This is a genomic window from Thioclava sp. L04-15 (assembly GCF_002020275.1).
GTDB lineage: Bacteria > Pseudomonadota > Alphaproteobacteria > Rhodobacterales > Rhodobacteraceae > Thioclava > Thioclava marina.
This window is the reverse complement of record NZ_MPZW01000001.1, coordinates 484589-500222: the sequence shown is the minus strand read 5'-3', so window position 1 is coordinate 500222 and position 15634 is coordinate 484589. Positions and strand designations below refer to the sequence as shown.

General features: G+C 64.2%; 14 protein-coding genes. 8 read left to right on the top strand and 6 right to left on the bottom strand.

Annotated elements, in window-relative coordinates:
• The first annotated feature begins 310 nt into the window (after positions 1–310).
• Complete coding sequence (locus BMI90_RS02505) at positions 311–1165, top strand: fructosamine kinase family protein (RefSeq protein ID WP_078525619.1); 855 nt, start codon at positions 311–313, stop codon at positions 1163–1165.
• Between the two features lie 70 nt (positions 1166–1235).
• On the opposite strand, the gene ilvD is transcribed toward BMI90_RS02505, so the two are convergent.
• On the bottom strand, positions 1236–3071 hold the full coding sequence (gene ilvD / locus BMI90_RS02500; RefSeq protein ID WP_078525617.1) for a dihydroxy-acid dehydratase: 1836 nt from the start codon (positions 3069–3071) through the stop codon (positions 1236–1238).
• 216 nt (positions 3072–3287) lie between these two features.
• On the opposite strand from ilvD, the gene BMI90_RS02495 reads away from it, so the two are divergent.
• The gene (locus BMI90_RS02495; RefSeq protein WP_078525615.1) at positions 3288–5693 is read left to right on the top strand and encodes a ligase-associated DNA damage response DEXH box helicase; all 2406 of its coding nucleotides are present in this window, start codon (positions 3288–3290) and stop codon (positions 5691–5693) included.
• Positions 5690–6337: a ligase-associated DNA damage response endonuclease PdeM gene (pdeM, locus tag BMI90_RS02490; RefSeq protein ID WP_078525613.1), complete on the top strand. Its 648-nt coding sequence runs from the start codon at positions 5690–5692 to the stop codon at positions 6335–6337. Before BMI90_RS02495 ends, pdeM begins: the two co-directional genes overlap by 4 nt.
• On the opposite strand, the gene BMI90_RS02485 is transcribed toward pdeM, so the two are convergent.
• The 5 genes from BMI90_RS02485 to BMI90_RS02470 form a co-directional block, all read right to left on the bottom strand.
• Positions 6310–6816 carry a gamma-glutamylcyclotransferase family protein gene (locus tag BMI90_RS02485; RefSeq protein ID WP_078525611.1) on the bottom strand — a complete coding sequence of 169 codons (507 nt, stop codon included), beginning with the start codon at positions 6814–6816 and terminating at the stop codon, positions 6310–6312. The two genes, pdeM and BMI90_RS02485, sit on opposite strands and share 28 nt — an antisense overlap.
• A 255-nt stretch (positions 6817–7071) precedes the next feature.
• Entirely contained in the window at positions 7072–7671 is a 600-nt protein-coding gene (locus BMI90_RS18475) for a hypothetical protein (protein WP_146671192.1), read from the bottom strand.
• Between the two features lie 101 nt (positions 7672–7772).
• Positions 7773–9731, bottom strand: coding sequence for a DNA topoisomerase IV subunit B (parE, locus tag BMI90_RS02480; protein WP_078525609.1), 1959 nt, complete (start codon positions 9729–9731; stop codon positions 7773–7775).
• A gap of 120 nt (positions 9732–9851) precedes the next feature.
• Positions 9852–10187 carry a hypothetical protein gene (locus tag BMI90_RS02475; RefSeq protein WP_078525607.1) on the bottom strand — a complete coding sequence of 112 codons (336 nt, stop codon included), beginning with the start codon at positions 10185–10187 and terminating at the stop codon, positions 9852–9854.
• Positions 10188–10390: 203 nt separating this feature from the next.
• Positions 10391–11050 (bottom strand): glutathione S-transferase family protein, encoded by a 660-nt coding sequence (locus BMI90_RS02470; protein ID WP_078525605.1) that lies wholly within the window; start codon positions 11048–11050, stop codon positions 10391–10393.
• Positions 11051–11334: 284 nt separating this feature from the next.
• Here BMI90_RS02470 and ppk2 point away from each other — a divergent pair, with 284 nt between their 5' ends.
• The 5 genes from ppk2 to BMI90_RS02445 all read left to right on the top strand — a co-directional run bounded on the left by ppk2 (position 11335) and on the right by BMI90_RS02445 (position 15616).
• The gene (ppk2, locus tag BMI90_RS02465) at positions 11335–12219 is read left to right on the top strand and encodes a polyphosphate kinase 2 (RefSeq protein WP_245795002.1); all 885 of its coding nucleotides are present in this window, start codon (positions 11335–11337) and stop codon (positions 12217–12219) included.
• A gap of 93 nt (positions 12220–12312) precedes the next feature.
• On the top strand, positions 12313–12915 hold the full coding sequence (locus BMI90_RS02460) for a class I SAM-dependent methyltransferase (RefSeq protein ID WP_146671191.1): 603 nt from the start codon (positions 12313–12315) through the stop codon (positions 12913–12915).
• Positions 12916–13151: 236 nt separating this feature from the next.
• Complete coding sequence (locus tag BMI90_RS02455) at positions 13152–13595, top strand: cytochrome c (RefSeq protein WP_078525591.1); 444 nt, start codon at positions 13152–13154, stop codon at positions 13593–13595.
• Between the two features lie 5 nt (positions 13596–13600).
• Positions 13601–14197, top strand: a complete 597-nt coding sequence (locus BMI90_RS02450; RefSeq protein WP_245794960.1) for a cytochrome b/b6 domain-containing protein — start codon at positions 13601–13603, stop codon at positions 14195–14197.
• A 42-nt stretch (positions 14198–14239) separates the two neighbouring features.
• Positions 14240–15616, top strand: coding sequence for an MATE family efflux transporter (locus BMI90_RS02445; RefSeq protein ID WP_245794959.1), 1377 nt, complete (start codon positions 14240–14242; stop codon positions 15614–15616).
• Positions 15617–15634 lie beyond the last annotated feature (18 nt).

The window sequence follows — 15634 nt, the reverse complement described above, 5'->3', positions numbered from 1 at the left end:
TTTTGATTCTTTTGGCTTTCTCTCCAGTCTCACTTGATCGCAAAGCCACGTCGGGCGCTACCACGCAATTCGCCGCATTTGCACCTATAGTTGTGGTGAGTGCAACTGTGTTCGCCCTCGCCTCCGGCAAAACTTCGCCGGTCCGTAACGTCAACCTGGCAGGGTTTATCCGATGCGGTGCGCCTGAAAATCCGGGGAGCCGGTGGCATCGGGCAGCGCGGTCACGGGTATATTCTCGGGTCCGTGACGCAGGAAGGCCGGTGCAGCTTGGGACGAGCACATCGCGAAAATGTGTGATTTGGGGGTGAGAATGCGAGAGCGAAATGGCGGTGCGATCGATCTGGCGGGGCGGGCGGCACAACTGCTCGGTGCCGAACTGGTCGAGGCTCGACCGCTCGCTGGTGGCGATCTGAGCCCGGTCGTGGCGCTCTTTCTCGCCGATGGTCGCAAGGCGGTCGCCAAGGGCGGGCCCGCGCCGCAGGTCGAGGCACGGATGCTCGCGGCTCTGCGGGCTGCCGGTGCACGCGTACCTTGCGTTCTCGCTGTGTGCGAAGACCTTCTCGTCATGGAAATGCTACCCGATCAGGGAGCTCTTCGCGCGCCGGGGTGGTCAGAGCTCGGCACGATGCTGCGCGGGGTGCATGGCGCGCCGTCCCGCAGTCCCGGTTTCGATCCCGCGCGGCCCTTTGGCTGGGGCGAGGATTACGCCTTCGGCCCTGTCTTGATCCCCAATGCGCCGCTCGCGGACTGGCCGTCCTTCTGGGCCGAGCGGCGGCTCCTGCCCGCGTCGCCGTTTCTGCCTGCCGCGCTCGCGCACCGGATTGATGCGCTCGCCGCGCGATTGCCAGACCACGTGCCTGCTCAGCCGGCCCCGGCCTTGCTCCATGGCGATCTCTGGACGGGGAATGTGCTGGCTTCGGGCGGGAGGCTGAGCGGGGTGATCGACCCGGCGAGCTATCATGGCGACGGCGAGGTCGATCTCGCCATGCTGCATCTGTTCGGCGCGCCTCATCCGGAGTTTCAAGCGGCCTATGGCCCGCTCGCCCCCGGCTGGCAAGTGCGCCGCTCGATCTACCAGCTCTGGCCCGCGCTGGTGCATGTGCGCCTGTTCGGGTCGGGTTATCACGGGATGGTCGCGGGGTTGCTGGACCGGCTCGAGGTGTGAATGGGGCACCATGCCCCAAACGAGAACGGCCGCCCCGAGGGACGGCCGCTTGAGCAGTTTCGGCGCGAGGTCACTCGGGCAGGATACGCACTCCGCCCTTCGCCGCCGAGGAGGCCAGAAGTGCATAGGCCTTGAGCGCGGTCGAGACCTGACGCTTGCGCGGGGCGGCCGGTTTCCACGGCAGCGGGCCTTTCGCCTCGCGGCGCGCGGCCAGCACATTGTCGGCCACGGCGAGGTTGATCGTGCGGTTCGGGATGTCGATCTCGATGATGTCGCCGGTCTCGACGAGGCCGATCAGCCCGCCTTCCTCGGCTTCGGGGCTGACATGGCCGATCGAGAGGCCCGAGGTGCCGCCCGAGAACCGCCCGTCGGTCAGCAGCGCGCATTTCGCGCCGAGGCCCTTCGATTTGAGGTAGGAGGTCGGGTAGAGCATTTCCTGCATCCCCGGACCGCCGCGCGGGCCCTCGTAGCGGATGATGACCACTTCGCCCTCGACAACTTTGCCGGTCAGAATGCCCGACACCGCGTCGTCCTGGCTCTCGAAGACTTTCGCGGGGCCAGAGAATTTGAGGATCGAGTCGTCCACGCCTGCGGTCTTCACGATACAGCCCTGCTCGGCGATGTTGCCGTAGAGAACGGCCAGACCGCCATCCTTCGAGAAGGCGTGTTCCGCCGTGCGGATCACGCCGCCTTCGCGGTCGCGATCAAGCTCCTTGTAGCGGTTCTGGGTCGAGAAGGCTTCGGTGGTGCGCACGCCACCCGGCGCCGCGCGATAGAACTCGTGCACCGCATCGTCATTGGCTGTCATCACGTCCCATTTTGCGAGTGCTTCGCCCATCGTCTCGGAATGCACGGTGCGCGCCTCGGCATGGATCAGGCCCGCGCGGTTCATCTCGCCGAGGATCCCCATGATGCCGCCCGCGCGGTGCACGTCTTCCATATGGACGTCCTGCTTGGCGGGCGCGACCTTGCACAGCACCGGCACCTTGCGGCTGAGGCGGTCGATGTCTTCCATCGTGAAATCGACCTTGCCCTCATGCGCGATCGCCAGCAGGTGCAGCACGGTGTTGGTCGAGCCGCCCATCGCGATATCGAGGCTCATCGCGTTCTCGAAGGCCTCAAACGTCGCGATCTCGCGCGGCAGCAGGCCCTTGTCTTCCAGCTCATAGTGGCGGCGCGTGATCTCGACGATCTTGCGGCCGGCTTCGAGGAACAGTTCCTTGCGATCGGCATGGGTGGCCAGCATCGAGCCATTGCCCGGCAGCGCCAGACCCAGCGCCTCGGCCAGACAGTTCATCGAGTTCGCGGTGAACATGCCCGAGCAAGACCCGCAGGTCGGACAGGCCGCCTTTTCGATCGCGAGCACTTCCTCGTCGGTATATTTGTCGTCGGCTGCGGCCACCATCGCATCGACCAGATCGAGGTCATGGCCGATGATCTCGGCGCCTTCCTTGCCGGCTTCCATCGGGCCGCCCGAGACGAAGATCACCGGGATGTTCAGGCGCATCGCCGCCATCATCATGCCGGGCGTGATCTTGTCGCAGTTCGAAATGCAGACCATCGCATCGGCGCAATGCGCGTTGACCATGTATTCCACGGAATCGGCGATCACCTCGCGCGAGGGCAGCGAATAGAGCATCCCGTCATGGCCCATCGCGATTCCGTCATCGACGGCGATGGTGTTGAATTCCTTGGCGACACCGCCCGCGCTCTCGATCTCGCGCGCGACCATCTGGCCCAGATCCTTGAGGTGGACGTGGCCGGGCACGAATTGCGTGAACGAGTTCACCACCGCGATGATCGGCTTGCCGAAGTCGTCATCGGTCATGCCGGTCGCACGCCAGAGACCGCGCGCGCCCGCCATGTTGCGACCATGGGTGGATCTGCGAGAACGATAATGCGCCATGGGATTTTCCATTTCTGTCGCGCCCGAGGGGACTCGGGCAATTTCCTGTCGCGGGCCTGAATATAGCATGGGCGGCGCGATGAACAGTGGCGAGATGGCGCGGGGCGGATGTGCAATGGTGCGAGATGTTGGGGAGCGTCCTGATCTCGACCTGTCGCGGGCACGTAGAATTTGCGTTCTCTTGTGCGAAACGCCCTCAAGCCTACCTATCACCCGATGCCTGATACCCGAACCCCACCCCCGTTGCCGCCGAGCTTTGCCGTTTGGTTCGCCAGCCGTGGCTGGCAGCCGCACAGGCACCAGCTGGAGGTTCTGGCGGCGCATGAAGATACGCTCCTGATTGCGCCGACGGGGGGCGGGAAGACACTGGCGGGGTTTCTGCCCTCGCTCGTCGATCTGGCCGAGGGGTATGTGGGGTTGCATACGCTTTACGTCTCGCCTCTCAAGGCACTCTCGAAAGATATCGCGCGCAACCTGCGCGCGCCGGTCGACGAGATCGGTCTGGACCTGCGTATAGAGGACCGCACCGGAGACACTTCCTCCAGCCAGCGCCGCCGTCAGAGGGTCGATCCGCCGCAGATCCTGCTCACGACCCCCGAAAGCCTCGCGCTGATGCTCTCCTACCCGGAGGCGCCGAAGATCTTCGCGGGGGTCAGGCGGGTGGTGCTCGACGAAATCCACGCGCTCGCCGAAAGCAAACGCGGCGATCAGCTCATGCTTGGCGTGGCGCGGCTGCGCAGCCTGTCGCCGGGGCTGACCGTCACGGGCCTGTCGGCCACGGTCGAGGCCCCGCAGGCGCTGGCCGGTTTCATGGGCGGGGCGCGGGTGATCGAAGCCGATCCCGGTCCGCCGCCAGATATCGCGATGCTGCCGACCGAGCGCCCTGCGCCCTGGGCGGGCGGCGGCGGGCGGCACGCAGCCCGCGACGTGATGGCGGCGATCGAAGACGCGCGCCTCAGCCTCGTCTTTCTCAACACCCGCGCGCAGGCGGAGCTGTTCTTTCAGGCGCTCTGGGAGGTCAACGACAAGGCGCTTCCGATCGGGCTGCATCACGGCTCGCTCTCTCGCGAGGCCCGCCACAAGGTCGAGGAGGCGATGGCGACCGGGGCGCTGCGGGCGGTGGTTTGCACCGGGTCGCTCGATCTCGGCCTCGACTGGGGGGATGTCGATCTGGTCCTGCAGGTCGGTGCGCCGAAGAACGTCAAGCGCCTCGTGCAGCGGATCGGGCGAGCCAATCACCGCTATGACGAACCCTCGCGCGCCCGTATCGTAGCGGCGAACCGCTTCGAGGTGGTCGAATGCGCGGCGGCTTTGGAGGCCGTGCGAGAGGGCGATCTTGATGGAGGCGGGCGGCGCTGGCGCGGTCCGCTCGACGTCTTGTGCCAGCATATTCTTCTCACGGCCTGCGCGGGGCTATTCGAGGCGGACACGCTTTATGAAGAGGTCCGCCACGCCGGACCCTATACCTCCCTGCCTCGCGCCGATTTCGACGATTGCCTGGAGTTCTGTGCCACCGGCGGCTACGCGCTGCGCGCCTATGACCGCTGGCAGCGGCTGCTCGAGCGCGACGGAAAATGGCAGTTGCGTGATCCTCGAGCAGCGCGTGATCTGCGGATGAATATCGGCACGATCACCGAGACCGAGAAGCTGAAAGTGCGCCGGAAGTCCCGACGCGGCGGAACGCCCCTGGGTGAGGTCGAGGAAGGTTTCGCCGCCTCGCTCACGCCCGGCGACACATTCCTGATCGGCGGTCAGGTCGTGCGCTACGAGGGCCTGCGCGAGATGATCGTCGAGGTCACCGATGCCGCAACGCGAGAACCCAAGATCGCGGTCTTCTCCGGGCTGAAGATGGCGACCTCGCTGGAGCTGTCGCAGCGGGTGCAGCGCCTGATCGCCTCACCCGAGGACTGGGACCAGCTGCCGCCCGGCACGCGCGACTGGCTGGCGCTGCAATGCGAGATTTCCACGCTGCCGGCGCCGGGCACGCTCACCTGCGAGAGCTTCCTGCGCGGCGGTCGGGCCTTCTTTTGCCTCTACGGCTTCGCGGGCCGCAACGCGCATCAGACGCTCGCGCTGCTGCTGACGCATCGGATGGAGCAGGCGGGGCTCGGACCTCTGGGGTTCGTGGCCACCGATTACGCGCTGCTGATCTGGTCGGTCGATCCCGTCGAGGACCCCGCGCCGCTTCTGTCCGCGGAGGGTCTGCGCGACGGTTTGCGCGACTGGCTGGAAAGCAATGCGGTGATGAAACGCGCCTTCCGCTCGGTCGCCACGATTGCGGGCCTGATCCAGCGCAACCTGCCGGGGCAGCGCAAGTCGGGCAAGCAGGCGACGTTTTCCTCCGACATTCTCTATGACACCTTGCGCCGCTACGACCCCGACCACCTGCTGCTGCGCATCACCCGCGAAGAGGCGAACCGCGGCCTCGTCGATTTCGACCGGATCGAGGAGATGCTGGCGCAGGCCTCCGAGATCGTGCATATCCGCGCGCCGCATGTGACGCCTTTGGCCGCGCCGCTGCTGCTCGAACACGGGCAGGTCGGCATTCGGGGCGGCACGGGCGAGGCGCGGCTGATGGAGGAAGAGGCGCAGGCGATGATGCGCGAAGCGGGGCTGGCATGAGAGAGATCACCTTCTCCGGGGTGCGCCTGATCGCGCAGCCTTCGGGCGCGCTTTACTGGCCCGAGCAAGGGGCGCTGATCGTGGCGGATCTCCATTTGGGTAAATCCGCGCGGATGGCACGGCGCGGGGGGGCGCTGCTGCCGCCCTTCGAGACGCTCGACACGGTGGCGCGGCTCGAGGCGGAGGTGACGCGGATCGGGCCTCGGCGGCTGATCAGCCTTGGCGATACCTTCGATGACGATCGCGCCGCTGGAGAGATCGCGCCCGAGATCTCCGCGCGTCTCTCCGCTCTGGCGGCACGGATCGAGACGGTCTGGATCGCGGGCAACCACGATCCGGCGGGGCGTGGTCGGGCGGTGGAAGACATGCGTCTCGGCCCGCTCACCCTGCGCCATATCGCGGGTGCGGGGCCGGACGTGTCGGGCCATTACCACCCGAAGGCGAATATCGCGCGGCGGTCGCACCGGGCGTTTCTGGTGGGGGGCGAGCACCTGATCCTGCCCGCATTCGGCACCTATACCGGGGGTCTGGATTGCGACGGGCCCGAGCTGCGCGCACTGGTCGGACCGGGGATCGCGGTGCTGACCGGACCGGGTATGCCCGTGCGTCCGATCGGTCAGAGCGCGGCGCGCCAGTCACGATAGCCCGCGCGGCTCAGGGCCTCGCGCGCGGCGATGAAGCCGGGCCGGTCGGGTTCGGGATCCGGGATCAGAGTGACGGCGGCGAGGTCATCAAGCGCCATCCCATGCTCGCGCCGCCCCGCCCGGATCAGTGCGAGGTACCAGTCGAACGGCGCGAGCCCCGCCTGCCGCATCAGCGCACGATAGGTGAAGGCGCGCTGGCCGGTCTCGAGCACGATCTCGATCTTCTCATAGTGCACGCCCACCCCTTCGGCCGCATCGAGCGCGGGGATGTCCTCCGCCGCGATCTCGAACAGAACGCCCGGCACGCGCGCCGCCCCTTGCGTGATCGTCGCCTTGCCGGTCCCGTCGCGGCCATGTTTCGAGAAATCGAGCGCATGGCCGAGGATCGTGGCCGTCCCGATCGCGCGGGCCGAGGGGCAACGGGCAGCGAGGCGGGCGGTGAGCAGGTTGGAGCCGTAGGCGAGATAGGGGAGCGACATGCGCGCACTCTAGCTGCGGAGGGGGCGGGCGAGAAGAGACCGTCGCGGCGCAGGGGGCGCCAGTGCAAAGCGATGAGGGCAGCGCCCGAGCCTCGGGTGGGCGCTTTGCTGTCGGCCGTGATGGGCGGTTTATCTCGAAAGCCCGGACGACGGGCGAGCGGTGTCCGACATCGCGAATGCGCCCTCCCGGGGGGAGGATCGGGCGCTGCCCGGGCTGGTCGCCCGGGCGATTCTAGAGCCTGTTTGCTTGGAACACTAAGAGTTAGAGGGCGTACAGGAAAGCAAATCAGGAGGGAAATTTCCGATTCTGAATTCCTGGACGCGAACCTGATCACGAATGTTTTGACACTCGATTTTTAGCACGGCTTTCCAATCATATCCGCGATCATTCTCGACATTGAAACTATATTCTATTTCTTTTCCGCGCTCTACCGGGCCTAGTGTCTTGGCGCTGGGGAGTATTCCCTTATCGTCGAGAGAAATTTTCAAATCGATCGCATCTGCTCCAAAATTCTTGAACCCAAATCGAAAAGATCTGGTGCCCCTTGAACCACCTGCCGATGAATTGCCTTTCCCGAAGACCTTGAAGAAGGGCAATTCGCGCGAAACATCCAATCGATTTTGTTCGTCGCGGATTTCGATGTCGAGGTTAAGCTGTCTCTCAGTAATACCAACCATTGCCTTCTGTTGGGCTACGGAATTCTTGAGTTCCTCTGCTTGGAGTTCCAATGCCTTTACACTGTGCTGGAGTTCCTCTCCCTGCTGGAAGAAGCCCAGAATCAGCCAAAAAATCGCTAATGGGCCAAATGCACCTGCGAGAAAATCGCCAAGTTCATTGAGCTTCAGCGCTTCCATTTTAATCGCACCAAAATGGAGAGCTATGGGAATACCGACTAATAACAATGCTACGTATAGGAATGTTATAGTGAGACCGATATTTTTTAGACTTTTCCTACTCAAACATCCAGCTCCTCCACGAACTGCGCGTTCTCCTGAATATACTGGAACCGCAGCTCGGGCTTCTTCCCCATCAGCCTTTCCACCAGATCGCCGGTCTCGCCCGGCTCGTCGTCGTGGATCGTCACCCGGATCAGCTTGCGCGTTTCGGGGTTCATCGTGGTGTCCTTGAGGTCCTTCGCGTCCATCTCGCCCAGACCCTTGAAGCGCTGCACGTCGATCTTGCCCTTGCCGCCGAGACCCTTGGCGAGCATCACCTCTTTCTCGGCGTCGTCGGCCACGTAGATGCGCTTCGCGCCTTGGGTCAGGCGGTAGAGCGGCGGGCAGGCCAGATAGAGGTGCCCCTGGTCGATCATCGGGCGCATCTGGGTGAAGAAGAAGGTCATCAGCAGCGAGGCGATGTGCGCGCCGTCCACATCCGCGTCGGTCATGATGATGATCTTGTCATAGCGCAGATCGTCGGGGTTGAACTTGGTGCCAAGGCCGACACCCAGCGCCTGCGTCAGGTCGTTGATCTCCTGGTTCGAGCCAAGTTTCGAGCTTGCCGCGCCCAGCACGTTGAGGATCTTGCCGCGCAGCGGCAGCAGCGCCTGGGTCTTGCGGTCGCGTGCCATCTTGGCCGAGCCGCCCGCCGAGTCGCCCTCGACGATGAACAGCTCCGTGCCCTCGCGATTGGTGGCCGAGCAATCGACCAGCTTGCCGGGAAGGCGCAGTTTCTTGGTGGCCGTCTTGCGCTGGGTTTCCTTTTCCTGACGGCGGCGCAGGCGCTCCTCGGCGCGCAGGACGAGGAAGTCTAGGATCGCGCCGGCCGATTTCGTGTCGGAGGCCAGCCAGTTGTCGAAATGGTCGCGTACCGCACCTTCGACGAGGCGTTGCGCCTCGACGGTGGCGAGGCGGTCCTTGGTCTGGCCCACGAATTCCGGCTCGCGGATGAAGCACGACACCAGCGCGCAGCCGCCCGTGATCAGATCGTCGCGGGTAATCTGCGCGGCCTTCTTGTTCGAGACCAGCTCGCCATAGGCGCGGATGCCCTTGAGGATCGCGGACCAGAAGCCCGCTTCGTGCGTGCCGCCCTCGGGCGTCGGCACGGTGTTACAGTAGGACTGGATGAAGCCGTCGCGCGAGGGCGTCCAGTTGATCGCCCATTCGACTGAGCCCGGCACGTTGAACTTCTCGCGGAACTCGACCTTGCCCGAGAAGGGACGGTCGGCATAGGTGCTCGCGCCGGTGAGGCTTTCGGTGAGGTAATCGGCAAGGCCGCCGGGGAAGTGGAAGGTCGCCTCGGTCGGTGTTTCGCCATCGTCGATCTCGGATTTCCAGCGGATCTCGACGCCCGAGAAGAGATAGGCCTTCGAGCGCACCATCTTCAAAAGGCGTGCGGGCTTGAAACGGTGGTGGCCGAAAATCTGTTCGTCGGCGTGGAAGGTCACGGTCGTGCCGCGCCGGTTCGGGGCCGCGCCGATCTTCTGCACCGGGCCTTCGGGAATGCCGCGCGAGAAGCGTTGCTCGAACAGCTCCTTGTTCTTCGCGACCTGCACCACCATCAGATCCGACAGCGCGTTCACGACCGAGGCGCCCACCCCGTGCAGACCGCCCGAGGTCTCATAGGCGTCGCCCGAAAACTTGCCGCCCGCGTGCAGCGTGCAAAGGATCACCTCGAGTGCGGATTTGCCGGGGAATTTCGGATGCGGGTCGATCGGGATGCCGCGCCCGTTGTCGCGCACGACGATCGAGTGATCGGCGAGCAGTTCGACCTCGATGCGGGATGCGTGACCGGCGACGGCCTCATCCATCGAGTTGTCGAGGATCTCGGCCACCATGTGATGCAGGGCGCGTTCATCCGTGCCGCCGATATACATGCCGGGGCGTTTGCGCACGGGTTCGAGACCTTCGAGCACCTCGATCGAGGAGGCGTCATAGGCTTTCTCATCCTTGGGCGTCAGAAGATCGTCGGCCATGCTGCTCGCTTTCTCTTGTAGTTTGCTACTCAAGAGATACAGCAGGTTGGGGCGGAGGGGCAAGATTGCCCCTCCGTCCCGGTCCCCTCCGCGGGCCCCACTCCCACGGAAAAGAAGCTCTTAAGCAACGCGCGCCATCAGCAGCATCGACCCCACCGCCATCGCGATTCCAAGAACCTCCCGCAAGGCGACTTTCTCACCGAACAGGACGACCCCCATCGTCACCAGAGCCATCAGCGTGAAAAGGGCGGAGGCAACGCCCGTTTGCGCCAGCGAAACGTGACGCAACGCAAGAAACCAGCCTGCTGCCGAAGCCGCATAAAGCGCGCAGCCCAGGAAGACAGACGGCGAGTGCAACGCATGACCCCTATCAACGGCAGATTTCAGAACGAAATCGCCAGCAATCACTACAAGCGTCGCACCGAGGCACAGACCGTATCCGAGCAAGGCAGACATCACACACCACTCCTCTTCACTGCCTCAACATGACGCAAGGTCAGCCAATCTACCAAGGACGAAACGGGCGCTGGTAGGGAAATCCTGACCGTTCGGTAAGGAGGACCTGACCAAAAAGTCAGGTTCGTTTTGAGGGATTGCTCAAGGAGTGGGCGTGCGCCCGCAGGCGGGACGCGAATCCCCCTGAATTTGCTCCGAATCGTTCAGATCGGTTCGGCTTCGCGCTTGGCCCACATCTCGCGGAAGGCCGGCCGCTTCTGGCAAAGCGCGATCCAGCTTTGCAGCCGTGGATAGGAATCGAGGAGGGGAGGATGGTCCTGGCCGTATCGCAGGATCTCGGCGAGGTTGAGATCGGCCACGGTGAAGCGGCCGCCGACCATGTGGCTGTGGCTGCCCAGATGCGCCTCGAGCGCAAGAAGGGGGCGGGCCAGTTTCGAGCAGAGCGCCGCGATCTCGGCCCTGCCCTCGGGCGTGTCCTGCTCCTTGCGGCGGTAGATGAAGCTCAGCGCGAGCGCGTCGGTCTCGATCCAGGTCGCGGCAAAGAGCGCCCATTGCTCCATCTGGGCGAGCTCGTTCTCATGCGCAGGGGCCAGCGGCCCGCCAGCCTTTCGGGCAAGGTGCAGGTTGATCGCGAGCGACTCGGTCAGGACCAGGCCGTCTTCCTCGAGCACGGGGATCGCGCCCATTGGGGAGAGCTTGCGAAACTCCGGCGAGCGGGTGTTGAGGGGCACGTTCGGCGCAAGCGGATCCTTGAAGCGATTTGCCTGCGCCACGAAGCGCAACTTGAAAGGCAGGCCGAGCTCTTCGAGCAGCCAAAGCGCGCGGCTCGCGCGGGAATGGTAGTTGCCGTAAATCGTGATCATCTGTCGCTCCGATCCGTGCCCGCAATCTGGCGCGTCAATGCACCAGGGAAAGCCAGCAGACACGCGTTTTTGATGCGTATCAAGGCGGAAATCCGACATTTGCGCTAAAGGTTTCGCGATTGGAAAACGGAGGGATGTGCATGACGGAACAGGTTGTCACCGAGAAAATGAACGCGACTGAACAGACGGTCACAGAGGTTACAGTGGCTTCGCCTGTAGAAGTAATCGAGAAGCCTGCCGATCCTGCGGATAACCACCCTGCGATCCAGCCGGGCAAGCCGGGGATGAGCGGAACGAAGAGTTTCCCGCGCGTCGATCCGAACGCAGTGCGGCTTGCCTTCGAGACCGGCAAATATCCCTATGCGCGCAAGATGGGTCGACCAGCCTACGAAAAGGAAAAGGCGCTGCTTCAGGCAGAGTTGCTGAAGGTCCAGAAATGGGCGCTGGAGACCGGGCAGAAATTCGTCATCCTCTTCGAGGGGCGCGATGCCGCGGGCAAGGGCGGCACGATCAAGCGCTTCACTGAACATCTCAACCCGCGTTTCGCGCGTGTCGTGGCGCTCAACAAGCCTTCCGAGGAAGAGCAGGGGCAGTGGTATTTCCAGCGCTATGTCGAGCATCTTCCCACCGCGGGCGAGATGACCTTCTATGACCGCAGCTGGTATAACCGTGCGGGCGTGGAGCGTGTGATGGGGTTTTGCAAACCCAATGACTATCTCGAATTCATGCGTCAGACGCCGGAGCTCGAGCGGATGTTCGTGCGCTCAGGTATCCGTCTCTACAAATACTGGTTCTCGGTGACCCGCGAGGAGCAGCGACGGCGGTTCACATCGCGCGAAACCGATCCGCTCAAGCGCTGGAAGCTCTCGCCGATCGATCTCGCCAGTCTCGATCGGTGGGACGATTACACCGAGGCCAAGGAGGCGATGTTCTTCTACACGGACACCGCGGATGCGCCCTGGACCATCGTGAAGTCGAACGACAAGAAGCGCGCGCGTCTAAACTGCATGAAGCATTTCCTCTCGACGCTCGACTATCCCGACAAGGATCCGTCGATCGCGCTGCCGCCCGATCCGCTGATCGTGGGGCATGCAAGCCATGTCGTGCATTCGGCTGATCACATTTTGGGCGCATCGCTCCATCCTGATCAACGGCGCGGCAGCAAGTGAGCAATGACCCGCCCGTGACCGGCGCGTGAACCTTCGGGGACTTGTCGCGCCGGCCCGGGCATTCCATCTCTGGTTGAAGAGATGGAGGGTGTGATGAGTTGGAATGAGCGCTTTGCAGGAGCGGATTACGTCTACGGCAAAGCGCCTGCCGACTTTGTCGCGCGGCAGGCCTGGCGCGTCGCGCCGGGCTCAAAGCTGTTGAGCGTGGCCGAGGGCGAGGGGCGCAACGGCACCTATCTCGCGAGCCTCGGGGTGCAGGTTACGGCCCTCGAAGGCGCAGCGAACGCACGGCGCAAGGCGACGGCGCTCGCCGCCGAGAGGGGCGTGCCGCTCGAGATCGTTCCGGCGGACCTGCGGGGCTTCGACTGGCCCGAGGCGGAATATGACGCCGTGCTCGCCTGTTTCATTCAGTTTGCCGACCCGGCTTTTCGCGCCGAGATTTTCGACGGGATCGCGAAGGCACTCAAACCGGGCGGCATCGCGCTGATCCACGGCTTCGCGCGCCGCCAGCCGCGTTATGGCACCGGCGGGCCCGGCAATGTCGAGCAGCTTTACGATCTCGATCTCTTGCGCGACGCCTTTCCGCGTTGGGAGGTTCTCCATCAGGCGGATTACGACGGCGAGCTCGACGAGGGGGAGGGCCATTCGGGCCCTGCCGCTCTGGTTGATTTCGTCGCCCGCAAACCGGTGCGCTAAGTGCGCCCGGACGCGTCACGACCGCTTTATACGGCCCGACGGTCAGGTTCCGTCGCGAGTGTGATCGTGCCGGGCAAATTCGGCGTAAAAGCGCCGAATTCCAAAGGGTTCGCGACAGCGTCAGCAGGTCGCATGTGCTTTCGCGCACAAAACGGGTGTCTTTAGACTTTCACGGGGATGTGTAACACTCATTCCGGGAAACGTCTGACCTAACGAATTGATTGGGAGATCATCACATGCGCAAGTCCCTCCTCGCCCTGACCTTCATCCTTCCCGCCACCGCCGTTCTCGCGCAATCGCCCGAAGACGCCGTGGAAGCCCGCCAGGGCTATTTCGAAATGCTCGGCGCCCAGATGGCGGTGCTCGGCCCGATGGCCCAGGGCAAGATCGACTTCGATGCCACCAAGGCGCAGATCGCTGCCGACAACATCGCGGCGCTCGCCAAGGTCAACGTCGCTCCGCTCTTCATGGAAGGCACCTCGACCGATGACATGGCCGATACCAAGGCCAAGCCGGAAATCTGGTCGGACATGGAGCTCTTCGGTGAAAAGGCGACCGCCTTCCACGAGGCCGCAGCCGAGATGTCCGCTGCAGCGGGCAGCCTCGAGACGCTGCAACCGGCGGTCGGCAAACTCGGCGGCACCTGCAAGGGTTGCCACGACGAGTTCCGCGCGAAGTAAGTGCGATGAAGGACACCCGAGGCATGAAGACCCGTGTCGTGAAAGTCTGGGATCCGGTCGTTCGGTCCTTCCACTGGCTTCTGGTGCTCGCGTTCGCCGCGGCCTGGGGGCTGGGCGAATGGGGGCCGAACCAGATGACCTGGCATTTCTATTTCGGTTACACGGTCGGCGCGCTGGTGGTGATCCGTCTGATCTGGGGGTTCGTGGGGACGCGCAACGCGCGCTTCGCGAACTTCCTCTACGGTCCGGGCAAGGTGGTGGACTATCTGCGTCACTTGCCCGACCGGTCCCCCTCGAACTGGGTCGGGCATAATCCGCTGGGCGGCTGGTCTGTCCTGGCGATGCTCGGTCTGCTGATCGTGCAGGTCGTGACCGGGCTGACGGCCGATCCGAAGGATTACATCAATGTCGGCCCGCTCGCCGGCTATGTCCCCGAAAGCTTCAGCGTTGATCTCGCCCCGCAGATCCACGAGGTCGTTTCCACCCTCCTGCTGATCGTCGTCGTGATCCACATCGGGGCGATCGTCTTCTACAAACGCTGGAAGGGCGAGAACCTCGTCAAGCCGATGATCACCGGCAAGAAGGAGGTCGAGGAGGAGTAACCCTCTCTTGACCGGTCCCGTTCGCGGGTCTAGCGAGCCGAAATGCATGCACCCGCCCCGACCTCAACCGAGCCGATGCCGATCGCCCGTCACCTGCGGGCGATCCTTTTGCTTGGTCTGCCGCTGATCGGGTCGAACCTCGCGCAGATGCTGCTCAATGTCACAGACACGGTGATGGTGGGCTGGTACGGGGTCGAGGCGCTCGCTGCGCTGGTGCTCGGCACATCGTTCTTCTTTTCGATCTTCATGCTCGGCAACGGGATCGCGCTGGCGATGATGGGGAGGGTCTCGGCCAGCCTCGGCGCGGGCGACGAGCTGCAGGTGCGGCGCGATACGCGGATGGGGATGTGGCTCTCGATCCTGTTCGGGCTGGCGATGCTTCCGGTCTTCTGGAACTCGGCCGCCATCCTGCGCGCGCTGGGCCAGCAACCCGGGATCGCGGCGCTGGCGCAGGATTACCTGCGCATCCTGGGCTTCGGGCTGGCGCCGGCGCTCGTGATGATGGTGATCCGCGCCTATCTCTCGGCGCAGGAGCGCACGGCGGTCTTGCTTTGGATCACGCTTGCCGCGGTGGCGGTGAATGCCGGTTTGAACTGGCTCTTCATCTTCGGGAATTGGGGAGTGCCCGAAATGGGCGTGCGGGGCGCCGCGCTGGCTTCGTTGCTGGTGAACCTGATCAGCCTGCTCGTACAGGCGATCTATGCGACGCGGGCGCGCGGGCTTGAACATGTGCAACTCTTCCAGCGCTTCTGGCGCCCCGACTGGGAAGCGTTCTGGGCAGTCGCGCGGGTTGGCTTGCCGGTGGGGCTGACCGCCGTGGCCGAGGGCTCGATGTTCCAGGCCTCGGCGCTGATGATGGGCTGGATCGGCACGGTGGAGCTGGCCGCGCACGGGATCGCGCTCCAGATCGCCTCGATCGTCTTCATGGTGCATATGGGATTGTCGAACGCGGCCACGGTGCGTGCGGGGCGGGCCCATGGTGCGCGCGACGTACGGCTGTTGCGCGACGGGGCTCTGGTCTCCGTTACGCTGTCGCTCGGGGTCGGGCTGCTGACGGTGCTGGCCTTCGTCTTTGCGGGCAAATGGCTGACGGAGCTGTTTCTCGACGAGGCGAACCCGGCTTCCGCCGAGATCGTCACTTATGGCGTGCGCTTCCTGATGGTCGCGGGGCTCTTCCAGCTTTTTGATCTGATGCAGGTGATGGCGCTGGGGCTGTTGCGCGGAGTGCAGGACACGCGCGTGCCGATGTGGATGGCGGGGCTGAGCTATTGGCTGATCGGCATCCCGGCGAGCTATCTGCTCGCTTTCGTGCTGGGTTATGGCGGTGTAGGGCTTTGGTTCGGTCTGGTGCTCGGCCTTGCCTCGGCGGGCGGGATGATGATGTGGCGCTTCTGGCGCGGGCCTTGGCTGACGGGCTGAGCGAGGCGCACCCCACTC

Bases quoted from the DNA above. Each gene is read 5' to 3' on its own strand.
- BMI90_RS02505 (WP_078525619.1), top strand. From the start codon at position 311: ATGCGAGAGCGAAATGGCGGTGCGATCGATCTGGCGGGGCGGGCGGCA.
- ilvD (WP_078525617.1), bottom strand. From the start codon at position 3,071: ATGGCGCATTATCGTTCTCGCAGATCCACCCATGGTCGCAACATGGCG.
- BMI90_RS02495 (WP_078525615.1), top strand. From the start codon at position 3,288: ATGCCTGATACCCGAACCCCACCCCCGTTGCCGCCGAGCTTTGCCGTT.
- pdeM (WP_078525613.1), top strand. From the start codon at position 5,690: ATGAGAGAGATCACCTTCTCCGGGGTGCGCCTGATCGCGCAGCCTTCG.
- BMI90_RS02485 (WP_078525611.1), bottom strand. From the start codon at position 6,816: ATGTCGCTCCCCTATCTCGCCTACGGCTCCAACCTGCTCACCGCCCGC.
- BMI90_RS18475 (WP_146671192.1), bottom strand. From the start codon at position 7,671: ATGGAAGCGCTGAAGCTCAATGAACTTGGCGATTTTCTCGCAGGTGCA.
- parE (WP_078525609.1), bottom strand. From the start codon at position 9,731: ATGGCCGACGATCTTCTGACGCCCAAGGATGAGAAAGCCTATGACGCC.
- BMI90_RS02475 (WP_078525607.1), bottom strand. From the start codon at position 10,187: ATGTCTGCCTTGCTCGGATACGGTCTGTGCCTCGGTGCGACGCTTGTA.
- BMI90_RS02470 (WP_078525605.1), bottom strand. From the start codon at position 11,050: ATGATCACGATTTACGGCAACTACCATTCCCGCGCGAGCCGCGCGCTT.
- ppk2 (WP_245795002.1), top strand. From the start codon at position 11,335: ATGAGCGGAACGAAGAGTTTCCCGCGCGTCGATCCGAACGCAGTGCGG.
- BMI90_RS02460 (WP_146671191.1), top strand. From the start codon at position 12,313: ATGAGTTGGAATGAGCGCTTTGCAGGAGCGGATTACGTCTACGGCAAA.
- BMI90_RS02455 (WP_078525591.1), top strand. From the start codon at position 13,152: ATGCGCAAGTCCCTCCTCGCCCTGACCTTCATCCTTCCCGCCACCGCC.
- BMI90_RS02450 (WP_245794960.1), top strand. From the start codon at position 13,601: ATGAAGGACACCCGAGGCATGAAGACCCGTGTCGTGAAAGTCTGGGAT.
- BMI90_RS02445 (WP_245794959.1), top strand. From the start codon at position 14,240: ATGCATGCACCCGCCCCGACCTCAACCGAGCCGATGCCGATCGCCCGT.